This is a genomic window from Nocardia sp. NBC_00508 (assembly GCF_036346875.1).
Classification (GTDB): Bacteria; Actinomycetota; Actinomycetes; order Mycobacteriales; family Mycobacteriaceae; genus Nocardia.
On the sequence record NZ_CP107852.1, the window covers coordinates 6,520,519 to 6,540,276 of the forward strand.

General features: G+C 69.4%; 8 protein-coding genes. 5 read left to right on the top strand and 3 right to left on the bottom strand.

Annotated features, from left to right (window positions below):
• Positions 1–232 precede the first annotated feature (232 nt).
• From OHA40_RS29450 to OHA40_RS29460, 3 genes are all read left to right on the top strand, one after another.
• Complete coding sequence (locus OHA40_RS29450) at positions 233–13,894, top strand: amino acid adenylation domain-containing protein (protein ID WP_330230095.1); 13,662 nt, start codon at positions 233–235, stop codon at positions 13,892–13,894.
• Complete coding sequence (locus OHA40_RS29455) at positions 13,891–14,883, top strand: ATP-binding cassette domain-containing protein (protein ID WP_330230096.1); 993 nt, start codon at positions 13,891–13,893, stop codon at positions 14,881–14,883. The genes OHA40_RS29450 and OHA40_RS29455 overlap by 4 nt, the downstream gene beginning before the upstream one ends.
• A gap of 83 nt (positions 14,884–14,966) precedes the next feature.
• A complete protein-coding gene (locus OHA40_RS29460) occupies positions 14,967–15,749 on the top strand; it encodes an ABC transporter permease (RefSeq protein ID WP_330234427.1) in 783 nt (260 codons plus the stop codon).
• 72 nt (positions 15,750–15,821) lie between these two features.
• On the opposite strand, the gene OHA40_RS29465 is transcribed toward OHA40_RS29460, so the two are convergent.
• Positions 15,822–16,157, bottom strand: a complete 336-nt coding sequence (locus OHA40_RS29465; protein WP_330230097.1) for an RNA polymerase-binding protein RbpA — start codon at positions 16,155–16,157, stop codon at positions 15,822–15,824.
• A 240-nt stretch (positions 16,158–16,397) separates the two neighbouring features.
• Between OHA40_RS29465 and OHA40_RS29470 the strand changes: the two genes are divergently transcribed.
• Positions 16,398–16,724 (top strand): hypothetical protein, encoded by a 327-nt coding sequence (locus OHA40_RS29470; RefSeq protein WP_330230098.1) that lies wholly within the window; start codon positions 16,398–16,400, stop codon positions 16,722–16,724.
• Here the strand turns inward: OHA40_RS29470 and OHA40_RS29475 are convergent.
• The gene (locus OHA40_RS29475; protein ID WP_330230099.1) at positions 16,696–17,778 is read right to left on the bottom strand and encodes a hypothetical protein; all 1,083 of its coding nucleotides are present in this window, start codon (positions 17,776–17,778) and stop codon (positions 16,696–16,698) included. The two genes, OHA40_RS29470 and OHA40_RS29475, sit on opposite strands and share 29 nt — an antisense overlap.
• Before the next feature lie 271 nt (positions 17,779–18,049).
• Here OHA40_RS29475 and OHA40_RS29480 point away from each other — a divergent pair, with 271 nt between their 5' ends.
• Positions 18,050–18,847 (top strand): SAM-dependent methyltransferase, encoded by a 798-nt coding sequence (locus OHA40_RS29480; RefSeq protein WP_330230100.1) that lies wholly within the window; start codon positions 18,050–18,052, stop codon positions 18,845–18,847.
• Positions 18,848–18,951: 104 nt separating this feature from the next.
• Here OHA40_RS29480 and OHA40_RS29485 read toward each other — a convergent pair whose 3' ends face one another.
• Positions 18,952–19,689 (bottom strand): M23 family metallopeptidase, encoded by a 738-nt coding sequence (locus tag OHA40_RS29485; protein WP_330230101.1) that lies wholly within the window; start codon positions 19,687–19,689, stop codon positions 18,952–18,954.
• Positions 19,690–19,758 lie beyond the last annotated feature (69 nt).

A 19,758-nucleotide genomic window follows, 5' to 3' on the forward strand; every position in this document is an offset into this window, starting at 1 on the left:
GGCATTTCCGTAGGTTCGACCTAGTTGAGTCGCAATGGTTGCGGAAATGTAACCAACCAAAATTGCCTTCTGCCAAGGGCGTTGGATGTGAAACAAATCCAAAACGCTGGCAATCCGGCTGATGTGATGCTCCGAATCATAGGGCGTGGATCACGTCCTACGGCTGGCGCGCGTGCGCTTGCTGTGGTGGTGCTCGGGGAGTTGCGTCAACAGCGGCAGAACGGAGTGATTGATGAGTTCATTGGCCACGGATCGCGTCGACCAATGTTCATCCGGCGAATTTTCGGCACAACCGTTTGCTCTGTCACCCGCACAGACGGCCCTCTGGTACGCGCAGCGCATCCGCCCCGACGTACCGTTGACCATTTCGCAATACGTCGAGCTCCACGGTGCTCTGGATGAGGGGCGGCTGCTCTACGCGATCGAGCGATTCGGTGCCGAGACCCAGGTCGGCCAGGTTCGCTTGGTGGAGGTCGACGGCACTCCGTACCAGCTCGTCGATCCGGTACACCGGCCCGGCTGGGCCCGTATCGACCTGCGCTCGGAGGCCGATCCGCACGCGGCGGCGCTGCGGTGGATGCACGAGCACACGAATTCGCCGATCGATCTGGAGCGCGACCCACTGACCTCCAACGCGGTGCTGCGGATCGGGGAGGCCGACTACATCTGGTATTCCTGCGCCCACCACATCGCCATCGACGGTTACGGCGCGATGAACGCGCTCACCCGCACCGCGGAGATCTACACGGCGTTGGAGAACCAGACCGAGCCGGTCGCCTCGCGTGCGACATCGCTGGCGGAGATCTACGCCGACGAGGCGCACTACCACACTTCCAGCCGGTTCCACAACGATCGCGAGTACTGGCTCGAGCAGCTGGCCGGAGCCGGCGAGCCGGCGAGCCTGGGCGGCGCCAGGCTCACCGCCGCCACGCACGACGCGGGTCGCAGACGCGCCACCGCTGTGCTGGACGACGAGCGCCACGCAGCGCTGGCCGCGGCGACCACCGCCGGTGACACGACCGACTCGTCGATGTTCGTCGCTGCGATGGCGGCCTACGTGCGGTCGGTCACCGGCAACCGCGACGTGGTCTTGAGCCTGCCGGTTTCGGCGCGCACCACGGTGTCATTGCGCCGCTCGGCGGGGGTGGTGTCCAACGTCGTGCCGATCCGGTTGCGGTTCGACGACTCGACCACGGTCGCCGACCTGGTGAAAGCGACCGAACTGCAGATCACCGGCGCCCTGCGCCACCAGCGCTACCGCCACGACGACATCCGGCGCGACAGCGGCTACTCCCGCGATGCGCGGGGATTCTTCGGCCCGATGGTCAACCTCATGCTGTTCCACAACGAGCTGCGGTTCGGCGGGCTGGTCGGCTCGATCCACGTGCTGGCCACCGGACCGGTCGAGGATCTGTCGATCAACATCTACAACGGAGCGGGCGACCGCATCCGCGTCGACTTCGAAGCCAACCCCCGGCTCTACGGCGATGCCGAGGTCAGCGTGCATCACGCACGCTACCTGGACTTCCTCGGCCGGTTCCTGGAGGCCGATCCGCAGACACCCGCCGAATCGCTCGTCGCGATCACCGCGGCCGAGCGAGAACGGGTCCTGTGCGCGTGGAACGCCACCGAGATGCCCAGGCAGGACGGCACGCTGCCGAGCCTGTTCGCCGAGCGCGTCGCCGCCGACCCGGACACGATCGCACTCGAATTCGGCCACGAGTCGCTGACCTACGCCGAACTCGACGCGCGCGCCAACCGCCTGGCCAGGCTGCTCATCGCGCGCGGCGCCGGGCCCGACACGACGGTCGCTTTGTGCCTGCGTCGCAGCCTCGATCTGGTCATCGGCATGTATGCGATCGTCAAGGCGGGGGCGGCGTACCTGCCGCTGGACCCCGAGCACCCGGCCGGGCGAATCGGGCAGATCCTGCGCCACGCCGAGCCGCTGTGCGTGCTCACCACGACCCACGACGAGCTCGACCTGCCGAAGGTCGCACCTCGGCTGGACATCGATACCGCGCGGGTATCCGGATTCGACGACGCACCGATCACCGACGCCGACCGCCGCGGCGAGCTGCGTCCCGATCACCTCGCGTACGTGATCTTCACCTCCGGCTCGACCGGAAAACCCAAGGGCGTCGGCGTGACCCACGCCGCGATCGTCAACCGCCTGCGCTGGATGCAGCACGAGTATCCGCTCGACCGCACCGATGCGGTGCTGCAGAAAACGCCGGCAACCTTCGATGTCTCGGTGTGGGAGTTCTTCTGGCCCTTGCAGATCGGCGCGCGGCTGGTCGTCGCCGCGCCCGACGGGCACCGCGACCCGGCTTACCTCGCCCGGGTCATCGCGGAAAAAGGGATCACCACAGCCCATTTCGTGCCCTCCATGCTTTCGGTGTTCGTCACCGAGGCCGACCTGTGCGGCTGCACCGGGCTGCGCCAGGTGTTCTGCAGCGGCGAGGCTTTACCCGCGGCCGCCGTCCGGGAGTTCTACGCGGCGTTGCCCGCTTGCGAGCTGCACAACCTGTACGGCCCCACCGAGGCCGCCGTGGACGTCACCTACTGGCCCTGCCCAGCGGACGCGAGCGGTGTGCCGATCGGCTCGCCGGTGTGGAATACCCAGACCTACGTACTGGATTCGCGGCTGCAGCCGGTCCCGCCCGGCGGGGTCGGCGAGCTCTACCTCGCCGGCGTGCAATTGGCCCGCGGCTACCTGAGACAATCCCGGCTGACCGCGGACCGGTTCGTGGCCAACCCGTTCACGCCGGGAACGCGGATGTATCGCACCGGTGACCTGGCGCGGTGGCAGGTCGGCCGCTCGGGCGACGAGCTCGGCGTGCTGGAATACCTGGGCCGCAGCGACTTCCAGGTCAAGATCCGCGGCCTGCGCATCGAACTCGGGGAGATCGAGGCCGCGCTACTCGACGACCCGGCCGTCGCCCGCGCGGTCTGCGTGGCGCATGCCGGGCGCACCGGGGACGAGCTGGTCGCCTACGTGGTCGCGGCGAAGCAGGCGGACGGCGATGCCCGCCTGGACACCGCCGCGCTGCTGACCGGCCTGCGGCGCACGTTGCCGGGTTACATGGTGCCCTCCGCGCTGATGCAGCTCGACGAGCTGCCGCTGAACGCCAACGGCAAGATCGATCGCAAAGCGTTGCCTGCGCCTGCCGTCGGCGTCCGCCCGATCCGGCCGGTGGCCGAGCCGCGCACCGAGGTGGAGCGGGTGCTCGCCAGCATCTTCGCGGAGGTGCTTGACACCGAGATCGGCGTCGAGGACAGCTTTTTCGAGATGGGCGGGAACTCGCTCATCGCCGCGCGGGCGGTGGCCAGGATCAACGCCGCACTGGGCACCGCGCTGACCATCCGCGATCTGTTCGAGGCCGCGACCATCGCGGCGCTCACCCAGCGTTTCGCCATGCAGACCTCCGACGCGTCGTCGCCGCGGCTGGCGCCCACCGAGCGGCCGGACCGGATCCCGCTGTCGCAGGCGCAGCAGCGGTTGTGGATCCTCAACCGTTTCTCCGAGCACGCCGCCGCGTACAACATGCCGCTGGCCGTCGAGGTCGACGGTCCGCTCGATGTGGCGGCGCTGCGCGCGGGCCTGGTGGACGTCATCGAACGGCACGAGAGCCTGCGCACCACCTTCCCGGAGTCGCCGGAGGGGCCCTACCAGCTGATCCACCCGGCCGACGCGATTCCGCTGATGCTCGACCCGATCGAAGCCGCAGGCGCCGACGTGGCCGCGCTGGCCACCGAATACGCCGGCTACGGTTTCGACCTGCGCAGTCAGGCCCCGATCCGGGTCGCGCTGTACCGCACCGGACCGCAGCAGCACGTGTTCCTCATCGTGCTGCATCACATCTGCGGTGACGGCTGGTCCATCGCGCCGCTGGCCCGGGACCTGATGACCGCGGTGTCCGCACGTGCGAACGGCGTCTCGCCGCAGTGGACGAATCTCCCGGTGCAGTACGCCGATTTCGCGCTCTGGCAGCGGGAACTGCTCGGCGAGGAGTCCGATCCGGCCAGTGCGCTCAGCCGCCAGCTGACGCATTGGCGCTCGGCGCTGTCCGGGCTGCCCGACCAGCTCGACCTACCGCTGGACCGGACGCGCCCGCTGCACAGGTCCACTGTCGGCAGCCGGGTCGAGTTCACCATTCCGTCCGAGATCCGCCGTGCCGCAGTCGAGCTGGCGGCCAGCCGGGGCGTGAGCATGTTCATGGTGCTGCACGCGGCCCTGGCCACGTTGCTGTCGCGGCTGTGCGCGAGCGGGGACATCGCGATCGGCACGCCCATCGCGGGCCGTTCGGACCCGGCACTTGACGATCTGGTCGGCATGTTCGTCAACACGCTGGTGCTGCGCACCGCGGTCGACCCGGCCGCGGGCTTCGATCGCATGCTCGACGTGGTCCGCGAGGCGGACCTCAACGCCTTCGCCAACGCCGACGTGCCGTTCGAGCGCCTGGTCGAGGTGGCCAACCCGGAGCGCTCCCCGTCCCGTCACCCGCTGTTCCAGGTGATGCTGTCCTACGATCACGCGCCGGATCTGCGCATCGACCTGCCCGGTGTGCGCGCTCACGTGCTGCCGATCGCCACCGACATCGCGAAGTTCGACCTGCAGCTGGTCGTGCACGACGACACCGGCGACGGACCGCTCTCGGCCGAATTCGGCTACGCCACCGATGTTTTCGACCAGAAGACGGTGCGGTCGTTCGCGCGCCGGTTCGTCGCGGTGCTGAGCGGGGGCGTGGCCGCGCCCGAGCTGGCCGTGGGTGACCTGCCCATCCTGGACCGCAAGGAAACCGAAAACCTGGTGCCGCTCGGTGGCTCGCCGGCCGAGCCGCCGATCACCCTGGCCAAGTTGCTCACCGACACGGCCGTCCGGGTGCCGGACGCGGTCGCGGTCCGCTACCTCGGCACCAGCACCACCTACCGGGAACTCGACGAGCGGTCGAACACGTTGGCGCGCGCCCTGATCGACCATGGCGCGGGCCCCGAGATGGTCGTCGCGATCGCACTACCGCGCGGCCTGGACGCCATCACCGCCGTGTGGGCTGTCGCGAAAACCGGTGCCGCCTATGTGCCGATCGACCCGAGCTACCCCGGTGAGCGGATCGCGCACATGATCGGGGACTCCGGCGCGATGGTCGGCCTGACCGACTCCGCGAGCCTGGCTGCCATGCCCGCCTGGCCGGCGCCGCAGGGCAAGCACCGCAAATCGCACGTCGACTGGCTGGTGCTCGGCTCCGACGACCTGGCCGCCGAACTCGCCGGCTATCCGGCGGACCCGATCACCGACGCCGAGCGGCACCAGCCGATGCGGGTGAGCCAACCGGCCTACTTCATCTACACCTCCGGTTCCACCGGCACGCCCAAGGCCGTCGTCGTCACCCACGCGGGCATCGCCTCGCTGGCCGCCGAGCAGACCTACCTGTTCGGCCTCTCCGATTCGGCGCGCACGCTGCACTTCTCCTCGCCCAGCTTCGACGCGTCGGTCCTGGAGCTGCTGCTCGGCTTCGCTGCCGGCGCCACCATGGTGATCGCCCCCGCGGGCATGTACGGCGGCGCCGAACTGGCCGGACTGCTGCGCGAGGAGCGGGTGACCCACGCGTTCGTCACGCCCGCCGCCTTGGGCACCGTGCCGAACGAGGGACTCGACGAGCTCGAGGCGGTCATCGTCGGTGGTGACGCCTGTTCCGAGGAACTGGTCGAGACCTGGACCGCCGGGCATCGCATGCACAACATGTACGGTCCGTCGGAAGCCACCGTCGCGGCGACCGCGACCGGGCCGATGCTGCCGGACCGTCCGGTGCCACTCGGTATGCCGGTGCGCGGGATGCGGCTGTTCGTGCTGGACAATCGCTTGCACCCGGTGCCGCCGGGCACGCCGGGCGAACTGTATGTATCCGGTCCCGGCGTGGCCCGCGGTTACCACGGCCGTTTCGGCCTGACCGCGCAACGGTTCGTGGCGAACCCACACGGCAGGCGCGGCGAGCGGATGTACCGCACCGGCGATCTGGTGGTCATGGAGCGCCCGGGGCAGCTGCGCTTCCTCGGACGCGCCGACGACCAGATCAAGATCCGCGGTTTCCGCATCGAGCTGCACGAGGTCGACCACGCGCTGCGCATGCATCCCGGCGTCCGCTTCGCGCTGACCATGGTGCACACCGACGAGCACGGCCAAGTGCGGCTGGCGTCGTACGTGACGGCCGACCGGCCGGTCGAGCCGAAAGCCGTGCTGGAGACCGCGCGCCAGCGGCTGCCGGGCTACATGGTGCCCGCGTCGATCGCCGTGCTGGACGAAGTTCCGGTCACTCCGGCGGGCAAGCTGGACCGAAAGGCGTTGCCGGAACCGGTGTTCGCGGCTCCTGGCAGCTCCCGCGCGCCGAGCACCGAGCTGGAGTTGCGGGTCGCGGGCGTGTTCGGCGGCATCCTCGGCCGCCCGATCACCGGCGCCGAGGACAGCTTCTTCGATCTCGGCGGCAACTCGCTGCTGGCCACCCGGCTGGCCGCCGCGATTCACGCGAAGTTCGGCGTGGAGCTGCCGGTGCGGTCGATCTTCGAGATGCCCACTGTCGCCGGGGTCGCCGAACAGTTGGCCGCGGCGCCCCGGACGCAGCGGCCGGCGCTGGCGGTGCGGACGCCGCGTCCGGGACGTATCCCATTGTCGCTGCCACAGCAACGGCTGTGGTTCCTCAACAGATATGCTCCCGAATCGAGCGCGTACAACATCGCTTTCGTGATCCGCATCGCCGGTGAGCTGGACGTGCCTGCCTTGCGTGCCGCACTCACCGACCTGGTGCAGCGACATGAAGTGCTGCGGACCATCTTCCCGGAGGACGCCGACGGCGCCCAGCAGGTCGTGCTGCCGGTCGAGCGGGCCGTGCCGGACCCGGTAGTGACCGACATCGATGACTCCGGTGCCAAGGCCGCACTGGAAGCTTTGGCGCACACCGGGTTCGATCTCACCAGGCAGACACCCGTGCGTCTGTCGTTGCTGCGCACCTCGCCCGAGCGCTATCTGATCGGCATCGTGCTGCATCACATCGCCGCCGACGGTTGGTCGCTCGGTCCACTGACCAGGGACCTGGCGGCCGCGTATGCGGCACGGCACGAGGGCGTTTCGCCGTCGTGGGCGCCGCTTCCGGTGCAGTACGCCGACTTCGGCCTCTGGCAGCGCGCCTGCCTCGGCGCGGAGGACGATCCGGCCAGTGTGGCGAGCACCCAGCTGGAGTACTGGCGGACCGCGCTGGCGGATATTCCCGATCAGCTGCCGCTGCCCTACGACCGCCCGCGCCCCATGGAGCCCACGCAGCAGGCCGGAACCGTGCGTTTCACGCTGCCCGAGCCGCTGCAGCGCAAGCTTTCCGCGATCGCCAGGGAGCAGGGCGCGAGTAAGTTCATGGTGCTCCGTTCGGCCTTCGCGGTGCTGCTGCGTTGTGTCACCGGCGGCCGCGACATCGTGATCGGCACACCGGTGGCGGGACGAACCGACACCAAGCTCGACGATCTGGTCGGCATGTTCGTCAACACGTTGGTGTTGCGTTCCGACGTCGACCCGGACCGTGGTTTCGCCGATCTGCTGCGCGCCGACCGCGACACCGAGCTGGCCGCGATGGCACACGCCGACATCCCGTTCGAGCGCATCGTAGAGGAACTCGGCCGCGAGACCCGCTCGTCAGGCCGTCACCCGCTGTTCCAGGTGGCCCTGAGTGTGCAGGACGGCCCGGTGCCTGCGCTGGAGCTGCCCGGCCTCGCGCTGCGTGCCGAGCCTTTGGATATCGCGCTGGCTAAATTCGACCTGGAGCTGCGCGTTTCGAATATCGGTTTCGACGCCGAGACCGATGCCGACACCGGCGATCCGGGTGGTGCCTTCGAATTCGTCTACGCCGCCGAGCTTTTCGACGCAGTGACGATCGAGACGCTGGCCGACCGATTCCTGCGGGTGCTCGCCGCCATCGCCGCCGACCCGCGCGTGCTGGTGCGCGACATCGACGCGCGCACCGACCACGAGCGCCGTACGCTCGCTCCTGCGCACGGCGGGCCGCCCGCCCCGCCGTGCACGCTGGCCGCCTATTTCACCGCCACCGCGCAGCGGCGTCCGCACAACACCGCGCTGTGCTTCGGCACCACGTCGCTGACCTACGACGAGATCGACCGGCGCTCGAACCAGTTGGCGCGCGCGCTGATCGCCCGCGGGCTCGGTCCGGGCGACCGGGTCGCGCTCGGGCTCATCCGCTCGATCGACTCCGTCGTGGCGATGCTGGCGGCGGCCAAGTCCGGCGCGACGTTCGTGCCGGTAGACCCGAAGTATCCCGCCGACCGCATCCGGCACATGCTCGCCGACTCCGGCTGCGCCATCGGCGTCACCGTCGCCGCACACGTGGAGCAGCTGCGCGCCGGGGGCCCGATGGGGCGCGACATCGAGTGGTTGCTGCTGGACCGCCCGGGATTCGCCGCCGAGCTGGCCGGGCACGACGACGCTCCGATCGACGATCGCGAGCGCACCCGTGCCCTCCAGGTGGCCGATCTCGCCTACCTGGTCTACACCTCCGGGTCGACCGGGACGCCCAAGGGCGTCGCGGTGCCCCACAGCGGTCTGTCCAACCTTGCCGACGAGATCCGCGACCGCATCGGCGTCGACGAGCATTCCCGAACCCTGCATTTCGCCACGCCGAGCTTCGATGCGGCGATCCTGGATCTGCTGATCGCCTTGGGTGCCGGTGCGGCGATGGTGATCTGCCCGACGGATATCTACGGCGGCGACGAACTGGCCGCCCTGATGGAACGCGAGCGGATCAGCCACGGCTTCATGACCCCGGCCGCGCTCGCCACCATCGACCACGAACGCTGGCCGTTGCCGCAGGTGCGCGCGCTCATGGTCGGCGGCGAGGCGCTGGCGCCGGATCTGGTGGCGCGCTGGGCGTCGGGACGGTTGATGTGCAACGTCTACGGCCCGACCGAGACCACGGTCGTCATCACCATCTCCGGTCCGATGCGCAGCAGCGAGCAGATCACCATCGGCAGCCTGGTGCGCGGCGCCAGGGGACTGGTGCTCGATGAGCGGTTGCGGCCGGTGCCGGTCGGCGTGCCCGGTGAGCTGTACCTCGCCGGGCACGGTGTGGCTCAGGGCTACCTCGACCGATTCGGGCTCACCGCGACGCGATTCGTGGCCGACCCGTACGGTCCGCCCGGTGCCAGGATGTACCGGACCGGTGACGTGGTCCGCTGGAACGCCGCGGGCGAGGTGGTCTACCTCGGCCGCAGCGACCACCAGGTGAAGCTGCGCGGTTTCCGCATCGAACTCGGCGAGATCACCGCCGCGCTCGGTGACCATCCGTCCGTGCGGTACGCGCACACCGAGGTGCGCCGCATCGCGGGCGCCGACCGGATCGTCGCCTACGTCCAGCCCGCGGACCGTGCGCCCGGGGTGGACGTCGAGACACTGCGTGCCTTCGTCGCCCGCCGTCTGCCCGTGCACATGGTGCCCGCCTGCATCACCGTGCTGGACACCATCCCGCTGACCCCGGTCGGCAAGCTGGACATCAAGGCGCTGCCGGAGCCCCGGTTCACCGCGGACGCGGGCGGGCGCGAACCCCGGACGGAGTCGGAGCGGCTGGTCGCCGCGGTGATGGGTGAGCTGCTCGGCGCGGACGGCGTGAGCGCCGAGGACAGCTTCTTCGACATCGGCGGAAACTCGCTGCTGGCAACGCAGCTCGTCGCCAGGCTGGCCGCCGCGACGAACGTGCGGCTCGCCGTGCGGACCGTGTTCGCAACGCCGACGGTCTCCGCTCTCGCCGAGCTGCTGGACGCAGGCGCCCAGCCCGACGAGGGACGTCCCGCACTGGTGCGCCGGAGCCGTCCGGAGCGGATCCCGCTGTCGGCCGCGCAGCGGCGGCTGTGGTTCCTCAACCGATTCAACGCGGGCGGGGCCGCGGATCGGTCGGCGGGTGCGTACAACATCCCGCTCGTGCTGCGTATGACCGGCCGTTTGAACGTCGACGCACTGGTCTCCGCACTGCACGCGGTGCAGGCCAGGCACGAGACGCTGCGGACGGTGTTCCCGGAGACCGACGGCGCGCCCTTCCAGGTGGTCCTCGATCCGGCCGATGCGGCGATCGCGCTGTCTCGCGCGACGGTGCCGCACGACCAGGTCGAGGCCACCGTACGCCGTTTCGCCGCACCGGGATTCGACCTCGCCACCACCGTTCCGATTCGCGCGGCGCTGATCTCCGTTGCGGCCGGCGGCGCCGCCGTTCCGGGCATGTCCGAGCAGCACGTCCTGGTGCTGGTCGTGCACCACATCGCGATGGACGGCTGGTCACTCGAGCCGGTGGCCGCCGATATCGCCGTCGCGTACCGCGCAGCCTGCGCGGGCGTCGCGCCCGACTGGGCCGAGCCCGAGGTCCAGTACGCCGATTACACCCTCTGGCAGCAGGACGTGCTCGGCACCGAGGACGATCCGGACTCGGTGGTGAGCGGGCAGCTCGACTACTGGCGGCGGACCCTGGACGGCATCCCCGAGTTGCTGTCCGTCCCGGCCGACCGGCCACGCCCGCCCACGCCGTCCTACCGGGGTGGCACCGTCGAATGCACGGTGGACCCGGTCACCCACCGCGAACTGCAGATGATCGCGGGCAGCAACAATGTCAGCCTGTTCATGGTGCTGCACGCCGCGCTCGCGGTCCTGCTGCACCGGATGACCGCCACCGACGACGTCACCATCGGCTCTCCGATCGCGGGCCGTGGTCACCCAGCACTGGACCGGATGGTCGGCATGTTCGTCAACACGCTGGTGCTGCGCACGCGGATCGACCCCGGTGCCCGGTTCACCGATCTCCTGCACGCCGTGCGGGAGACCGACCTGGACGCCTTCGCCCACGCGGACCTGCCGTTCGAGCGCCTCGTGGAGGTACTCAACCCGGCCAGATCCCAGGCGCACCACCCGATGTTCCAAGTGATGTTGTCGGTCCGCAACGAGCCGGTCGGCGGTCTCGACCTGCCGCGGCTGCACATAGAGTCGACCGACCTGGACACCGGAATCGCCAAGTTCGACCTCCAGTTCACGCTGACCGAAGCGCAGACCGCGCACCGCGATCCGGCCGGCATCAGCGTCGCGGTGAACTACGCGACCGATCTGTTCGACGAGTCGACCGCACAGCGGCTCGGCAGGCGACTGACCCGGCTGCTCGCGGCCATCGCAGCCAACCCGACCACCGCGGTCGGCGATCTGGAACTGCTCGATCCCGCCGAATGGTCGGGACTTGCTCCGGTGCGCGGTGCGAAGCCGGACCGCCCGGTCACCTTCCCCGAGGTGTTCGAGCAGGCGGCGAACGTCGACCGCGGGGCGGTCGCCTTGATCTCCGATGGCACCGAGGTGACCTACGGCGCGCTTGATCGCTGGACCAACCGGCTGGCGCGCGTGCTCATCCGGCGCGGCGTAGGCCCGGAAACCCTGGTGGCGCTGGGTATTCCGCGTTCGGTCGAGTCGGTGGCCACGGTGCTCGCGGTGGCCAAGGCCGGGGCGGCGTTCGTTCCGGTCGACCCGCTCTACCCGCAGCAGCGCATCGCGCACATGCTGTCGGATTCCGGTACGGCCCTGGGCATCACGCTGTCGAACTATCGCGGCGAGCTGCCCGAGGGCACCGAGTGGATCGTGCTGGATGACCCGGCGTTCCGCGGGCTGGTGCTCGATGCTCCGGACGCGCCGATCACCGATGCCGAACGCCTCGCGCCGCTGCGGATCGATAACCCGGCCTACGTGGTCTACACCTCGGGTTCGACCGGCACGCCGAAGGGCGTCGTGGTCACCCACGGCGGGTTGTCCAACTTCGCCGCCGAGACCGCGCAGCGGTTCGATGTCGAGCCCACTTGTCGCGTGCTGCACTTCGCGACACCGAGCTTCGACGCCGCGATGCTCGATCTGCTGCTCGCCCTCGGCGGCGCGGCGGCCCTGGTGATCACGCCCCCGGGGGTGGTCGGCGGCGACGACCTGCGGCGAGTGTTCGTTCAGGAGCGGATCACGCACGCGTTCATCACTACCTCCGCTCTCGGCACGGTCGACCCCACCGGGGTCACCGAGTTGCAGCACGTGCTGGTCGGTGGCGAGGCGTTGCCGCCGGACCTGGTGACCAGGTGGGCACCCGCCCGCAAGCTGTACAACGTGTACGGACCCACCGAGACCACCATCGTCACGGTGATCTCGGAGCCGATGGAGCCGGGCGAGCCGATCACCATCGGCGGACCCATCCGCGGCGTCAACGCGACCATCCTCGACGCGCGCTTGCATCCGGCACCCCTCGGGGTCACCGGTGAACTGCATCTCGCCGGAGACGCGCTGGCCCGCGGTTACCTGAACCGGCCGGGGCTGACCGCACAGCGGTTCGTCGCGAACCCGTTCGGGAAGCCAGGGGAGCGGATGTACCGCACCGGCGACCTGGTGCGATGGTGGACCGGGTCGAGGAACAACCGGCCCGCGGGGGATTCGGCGCAGGAGATCGAGTACGTCGGCCGCACCGATCACCAGGTCAAGATCCGCGGCTTCCGTATCGAGCTCGGCGAAATCGACGCCGCGCTCGCGCGCCACGGCGCGGTGGTGTTCTCCACCACGATCGGGCATCGCACCTCGGCGGGCGCGACGGCACTGGTGTCGTATGTGAAGCCGCGCGCCGGGGTCGCCCTCACCGCAGGCGAACTGACCGAGCACCTGGCCGGGCTGGTGCCGAACTACATGGTCCCGCAGTCGATCATGCTGCTCGACGAGGTGCCGCTGAGCCCGGTGGGCAAGCTGGATCGCGGGAAGCTGCCCGAGCCGGTCTTCACCGCCACCAAGGGCTACCGCGCGCCGTCCACCCCCACCGAGGCGGCGCTGTGCGCGGCCTTCGCCGAGGTGCTCGGCGCGGCATCGGTCGGCGCGGACGACGGGTTCTTCGAACTCGGCGGCAACTCGCTGCTGGCCACGAAAGTGGTTGCGCACGTCCGGGAAACGGGCATCGACCTGCCGGTGCAGCTGATGTTCGGCGATGCGACCCCCGCGGCCATCGCCGCCCGCCTCGACCGCGCGGGCGCGACCTCGGGCGCCGCCGTCGCCTCGGTGCTGGAGCCGGTACTGCCGATCCGCCCGAGCACGGCGCCGAGCCAGGCACCGCTGTTCTGCGTCCACCCGGCGATCGGGTTGGCCTGGTGCTACTCCGGGTTGCTCGCGCATCTCGCGCCGGACCGCCCGGTGTACGGGTTGCAGGCCCCGCACGTCGCGGGGGAGGAGGGCTACGGGTCGATCGCCGAGGCGGCGAGCCACTACGTGGACGCGATCAAGGCGATCCAGCCCGAGGGTCCCTACCATCTGCTGGGCTGGTCGCTCGGCGGCCTGATCGCGCAGGAGATGGCGGTGCAGCTGCAGGAGGCCGGTGACGAGGTCGCGTTGCTGTCGATGATGGACAGCTACCGGCTGTCGGACGAGTGGCTCGAGCACGCGACTCCCAGTGTTTCCGAGATCATCGGCGAACTCGGCAGCGACGAACTCGGCGCGGAGATCGATCCGGCGATGACCCTGCGGGACGCGGCCGAACTGCTGCGGGCGCGGTCCGGGCCGTTCGCGGCGCTGACCGTCGATCATCTGGAGCGGCTCTACACCGGTTACCACAACGGTGCGTTGCTCGCGCACGGCTTCCAGCCCCGCGTCTTCGACGGCGAATTGGTCTTCTTCACCGCAGGCGACGACGAGATCAACCGGTCCGACCCGGACCGGCGCGCCGGTTCCTGGCAGCCGTATGTCACAGGCGCCATCCACGATCACGAGCTGCGCTGCGCGCACTCCGCGATGACCACGCCGGAGGCGCTGGCGGTGATCGGCCCGGTGCTGCGGGCATGGCTGGAGGAGAAGGAGGCGCGCCCGTGAGTTTGGCGGTGGAGGTGACCGGCCTGGTGAAGAACTACGGCCGGGTGCGTGTGCTGGACGAGATCGACCTACAGATCCCGACCGGCACGGTGATGGGTCTGCTCGGACCCAACGGCGCGGGCAAGACGACGACCGTGCGGATCGTCACCACGCTGCTGAAGCCGTGCGCCGGATCGGTGCGGGTGGCGGGCGTCGACGTGCTGCGCGATCCCGCGGCCGCGCGCAAACGGATCGGCCTGTCCGGCCAGTACGCCGCCGTCGACGCCAACCTCTCCGGCTACGAGAACCTGCGCATGGTCGCCCGGCTGTACGGGATGTCGTCGCGCCAGGCCTCCGCCAGGGCCGATGAGTTGCTCAGCGCGCTCGGGCTCGACTATGCCGCGCACCGCAGGGCGGGGACCTACTCCGGCGGCATGACCCGTCGCCTGGATCTCGCGGGCGCGCTGGTCGCCCGGCCGGCCGTGGTGGTGCTGGACGAACCGACCACCGGTCTGGACCCGCGCGGCAGGCTGGACATGTGGCGGGTCATCGGCGATCTCGTCGACGACGGCACCACGGTGCTGCTCACCACGCAATATCTGGAAGAGGCCGATCTGCTGGCCGACCGCATCACAGTCATCGACCACGGGCGGGTCATCGCGCGCGGCTCGGCCGATGAGCTGAAGACCTCGATCGGCGGTGACCGGCTCACCGTGACGCTGGCCGCGGGTCAGGACGCCGAGCCCGCGCTGGCCGTGCTGGCGCAGATCGGCGTCGGCGAGCCCAGCCACGAGGCCGGGACCGACGAGGCCTCGGTGGTGGTCGGTGACGGCTCGCGCAGCATGGTGGAGGCGCTGCGCCGACTCGACGACGCGGGCGTCTGCGTGGTCGACGCGAACGTGCACCGGCCGAGTCTTGACGACGTCTTCCTTTCCCTCACCGGCAAGCCGGGCCGCGCGACCCTCGCGGACCCGGAAACCGACGACGTACAACAGGAGATCATGTCGTGAGCACGGCAGTGGCCGGGGAGGCACACCCGAAGGCCGAGACGGAAGCACCAGTGCCGCAACCGGACTCGGGCCCACGGCTGCGGCTGTTCCGGGACAGCGCCATCGTCGCCCACCGCAACTTGCTGACCATCCTGCGCGTGCCCACGCTGCTGGTGACGGCCACTATCCAGCCGCTGATGTTCGTGTTCCTGTTCGCCTACATCTTCGGCGCCTCGCTCGGCGGCGGTCAGTACCGGGAATTCCTGCTCGCCGGCATCTTCACCCAGACGGTCGCCTTCAATGCCGCCTTCACCACCGTCGGTCTGGCGGGAGATCTGCAGAAGGGCATCATCGACCGGATGCGGGCGCTGCCGATGTCGCGGCTGGCCGTGCTGATGGGCCGCACGCTGTCGGATCTGGTGGTCAACATCCTCAGCCTGGCCGTGATGGTGGGGTGCGGGTACGTCGTCGGCTGGCGCATCCACGGCAGCGTTGCCGACGCCGCCCTGGCGTTCGCGGTGATCCTGTTGTTCGCGTTCGCGATGTCCTGGGTCGGCGCGCTGACCGGGCTGCTGTCGCCGACCGTCGAGGTGGCCCAGAGCGCCGGGCTGATCTGGCTGTTCCCGCTGACGTTCATCTCCTCGGCGTTCATCTCGGCCGAGACCCTGCCCGGCCCGCTGCGCACGATCGCGGAATGGAATCCGATCACCGCGGTGTCGGCGGCGGGACGCAAGTTGTTCGACAACGGCGCTCCGCCCACCTTCGTCGCACCCACCGGGTGGGCAGCTGACCACTGCATCGAGTACTCGGTGGCGTGCTCGGTGGCGATCCTCATGGTGGCCGTGCCGCTGGCGCTGATGCGCTACCGCAAGGTGGCGAGCCGCTGACCGCTGCCTGTGCACGCAAGCGAACGGCCGCCGCATCGAACGATGCGGCGGCCGTGTCGTGCCGATGGATGCTCAGGCGCGCCGGCGCGTCTTGAGCAGGTCGAGGCGCTCCTTGAGCAGTTCCTCGAGCTCCTCCTTGCTGCGCCGTTCCAGCAGCATGTCCCAATGGGTGCGCGGTGGCTTGACCTTCTTGGCCTCTTGGCCGGTGCCCTCGATCAGCACGCCCTCCTGACCGTTGCGGCACAGCCAGGTCGGCGGGATCTCGGCATCGTCGGCGAAGGGTACGTCGAATTCCTCGCCGTTGTCGGTCCGGTACCGGGCGATCCGACGCGGAGCCAGGTCGTGGTCGCGATCGGTCTCGTAGCTCACCGCTCCGAGCCGACTGCCTCGGAGTACGCGATCTGCCATGGTGTGCCTCTCCCTGTGTGCTCGAGTCTTCGTGCGCTGCGACCGTCTCCCGCGCGAGCGGGCACGCTCGCTGGACCTACTGTGCAACGATCGGGCCAGCGCCGATAGTTCCCGACGCGGCCGCGGTGAACCGTTCCATTGTAGTGCCACCGATGTGCAGAGCCCGCCACGCCTGGCGCGGGTCGGTTCCCGGGGGTCACTGAACGGATCGGGGGCCGCGAGCCATTAGTGTTCTGCGTCATGTCGCGCAAGCGCTTGCTGTCCTGCCTGTGGTGCGGGCGGGCGATCGTGGAGTCGGAGGCCGGGCGTCGTCGCCGTTACTGCCGTCAGTCCTGTCGCCAACGCGCCTACGAACACCGCAACAGCCTGAAGGGAACCGGGATTCCCGACGATTCGGTGGTGCTCAGCGCCCAAGAGGCCGCCGACCTGGCCGACCGCTGGTTCGCCGCCCGGTGCGCCGCCGAGGACGTCGCCACGGCCATTGCCGAGGGTGCGACACCCGAGGAGTTGGCGATGCTCGGCAAGACCCTCGTCGCGCTCACCCGCGACGCGGAACGTCTGCGCTGACCGATTCCGCGGTCGGCCGCCCGGTACCGCGGTGACGCACGTAGACCGCGCCGAGCAGCGCTGCGACAGTCGCGGCCAGCCCGGCCGCCGCTGCCCATGTGAGGCGATCCGGGTGGACCAGCGGTTGAGCGCGCATCGCCTGCCAGAAGACGAGGGCGAGCAGACCGGAGTAACCCGCCGCCAGCACGCCGACGACCGCCGCGCGGGCGCGTTCGGCGCGCAGCCAGCCATAGCGCGGAGCAAGCCAGGCCAGCGCGACGGACACGAGCAACAGCACCTGGATGCCGTGCAGCCCGACGAAATGCGGAATGCGCAGATCACCCCCGACGGTGCTCCAGTGCGTGATCGGCATGCTCGCGAGTCCGTCGCGGGCATCCTCCGACCGGGCCGCGTCGTCCAGCACCGTATGCCCGGCTATCAGTTCGACCACCCGGCCATCGGCGCCGCGTACGAGCTGCTTGCCGGTGTACCCCATGACATAGCCCAGCGCCATACCGACCACGGCGAGGCCGAGCCCGGCATGGATGGCGCGGGCCGTCGGACGGTCCGCGACGCGCTGCCAGGACAAGATGAGCACGATCAGCAGATTCGCGAAGAACAGACCCGGCACGCCGGACATGAAGATGGTCTGCCCGATCCGGTTCACCGGGTCCGGGTCGGCGTTGTTGAAGTGACTGAACGTGCCCCGGGCCGCCTGCACAGCGATGAAACCGACGTCGAGGACGCCGGTCACGGCGAACACCGTTCCGAGCCACCAGGTGACACGACTTCCCCGGTGCGGCAACGACAGCAGCCACGCCAGTGTGAGGCTGTAGAGCGTGAACGCGACGCCGAACTTGCACGGCTTGAGCCACACCGACTCGCCGAGCAAGACGCGGTCGTCGGCGAGCATGCCGCCGATCGAGACCACCGCGAGCGCTGCCATGACGGCCGCGGTCACCATGAGCGGCCGGTGCAACCGGGATGCGGCGGGCAGAGGTTCCGGCGCCCCGCCGCGGTGTGGTCGTGCCGTCGGCTTCCGATCCGGTGCGGCGGCGAGATGTGTTGGGGCCATGGATCGAACGTAGGAATCATGGATCCCGGCGGACGTCCCGCTACAGCGGGATTCGTGTCTCGTACTCCGGTACCGCGCCGTTGGGCTACAGCTACGGGGGAGCTGCTCGAGGGGCAGGCGAAGATCGGGACGAACCGGATTGCTCCATCGAATTCCACCCTGGCCGATCATCGAATCTTGTAGTGTCGCAAGGCGAATACGTTTCACCCGGTGGGGGCGTGCTCCGGGTGGCGACAAGGAGAATATCTTCATCGCCCAGGGGGTCGATACCGTGACCGAAGCCAGCAACCCGATCATTCGCACCGATATTCCGCATTCCGCGCGAATCTGGAATTACTGGATGGGAGGTAAAGACAACTACGAGGTCGACCGGATCGTCGGCGAACAGAGCATCGAAATCTATCCCGACATCAGGACCATGGCGGTACAGTCGCGCCAATTCCTCATCCGCACCGTCGGTTTCCTGGCGCGCGATGCCGGCGTCCGCCAGTTCCTCGATATCGGCACCGGTCTACCGACGATGCAGAATACGCATCAGGTCGCGCAGGCGATCATCCCGGCCGCCAGGGTTGTCTACGTGGACAACGATCCGCTGGTGCTCGCGCACGCCAGGGCGCTGCTGACCAGCAGCACACCCGAAGGCGTCACCACCTATATCGACGCCGACGCACACAAGCCCGAAACCATCATCTCCGACGCCGGCGCCGTGCTGAACTTCGAGGAACCGATCGGCGTCATGTTCATGGGTGTGCTCGGCCACGCCGATTCCCACGAGGACATGATCCGGATCGTGCGCACGGTGATGGCCGCGATGCCATCGGGCAGCTACCTCACCCTGTGGGACAGTTCGGACGAGAATGAGCAACTCGTGCGGCTGTGCGACGAGTACGCGAAAACCGGTGCGGTGCCGTATTATCCGCGGCCGGCCGCGCAGATCCACTCCGCCTTCGAAGGCCTCGAGCTGGTCGAGCCCGGCTTCGTCGACATCACCGACTGGCGCGCCGAGCCACCCGATATCGGTGTGGCCACATCGGTCTACTCCTACGGCGCGGTCGCGCGCAAACCCTGATCCGCGCTGCGGGAAGACGCCGCCGGGCCGTGCACGCGGCGTTGCGTGCACGGCCCGATGTGGGTAGCTGTCGGTTCGCGGTGGTGTCTCGCGAAGAGGGCCGGTCAGCCCGGATGCTGCATGACGTCGATGCCGCGTGCCGCCAGCCAGGGCAGCGGATCGATCTTCTCGCCGCTGGGCAGGTGGACCTCGTAGTGCAGGTGCGGGCCGGTGGATTGGCCGCGGTTGCCGACGGTCGCGATGACATCACCCGCGCGGACCGGCTGGCCGACGGCGGCGAGGATCTCGTTGACGTGGCCGTAAACGCCCACGGTGCCGTCGTCCTGCTGCACTCGCACCCACAGCCCGAAGCCGGAAGCGGGACCGGCCTCGATCACGACACCGTCGGTGACCGCTGAGATCGGAGCGCCGAGCGGGTCGCCGAAGTCCAAGCCCGCGTGCATCTCGCCCCACCGGGAGCCGAAGGTGGAGGTCAGCACGCCGGCGACCGGCCGGACGGTCTTCGGGGGGATGAATTCTGTCTTCGGGGGGACGAATTCTTGCGCGACGTGGTTCAGGTCCCACGGCGCGGGGGTCCCTGGAACGGTCTGCGGGGCCGGTGCTTCGTGCGGGGTGAAGGAGGCGAGCCGAGCCTGGCCCTGGGCCGGAGCGATCTCGCCCGACGCGATCTTTCCCGCGACGAGGCGGGCGGACGCGTCGTTGTCCAGGTCTTGCTGCGCTGCGGCGAGGATGCCGATGGAGGCGGTGACGATCGCGGAGACGGCTGCCACACGGGTGGCGGCGCGGTTGCGGCGGAACCGGATCGCGCCGCGACGGATTGATAACGGTAAGGTCACGGGCATAGAACGAACGTAAGGGGCCTGCCCGGAGCTGTGGCAATCCTGTGGCAACCATCACGGCCGGATAAAGAT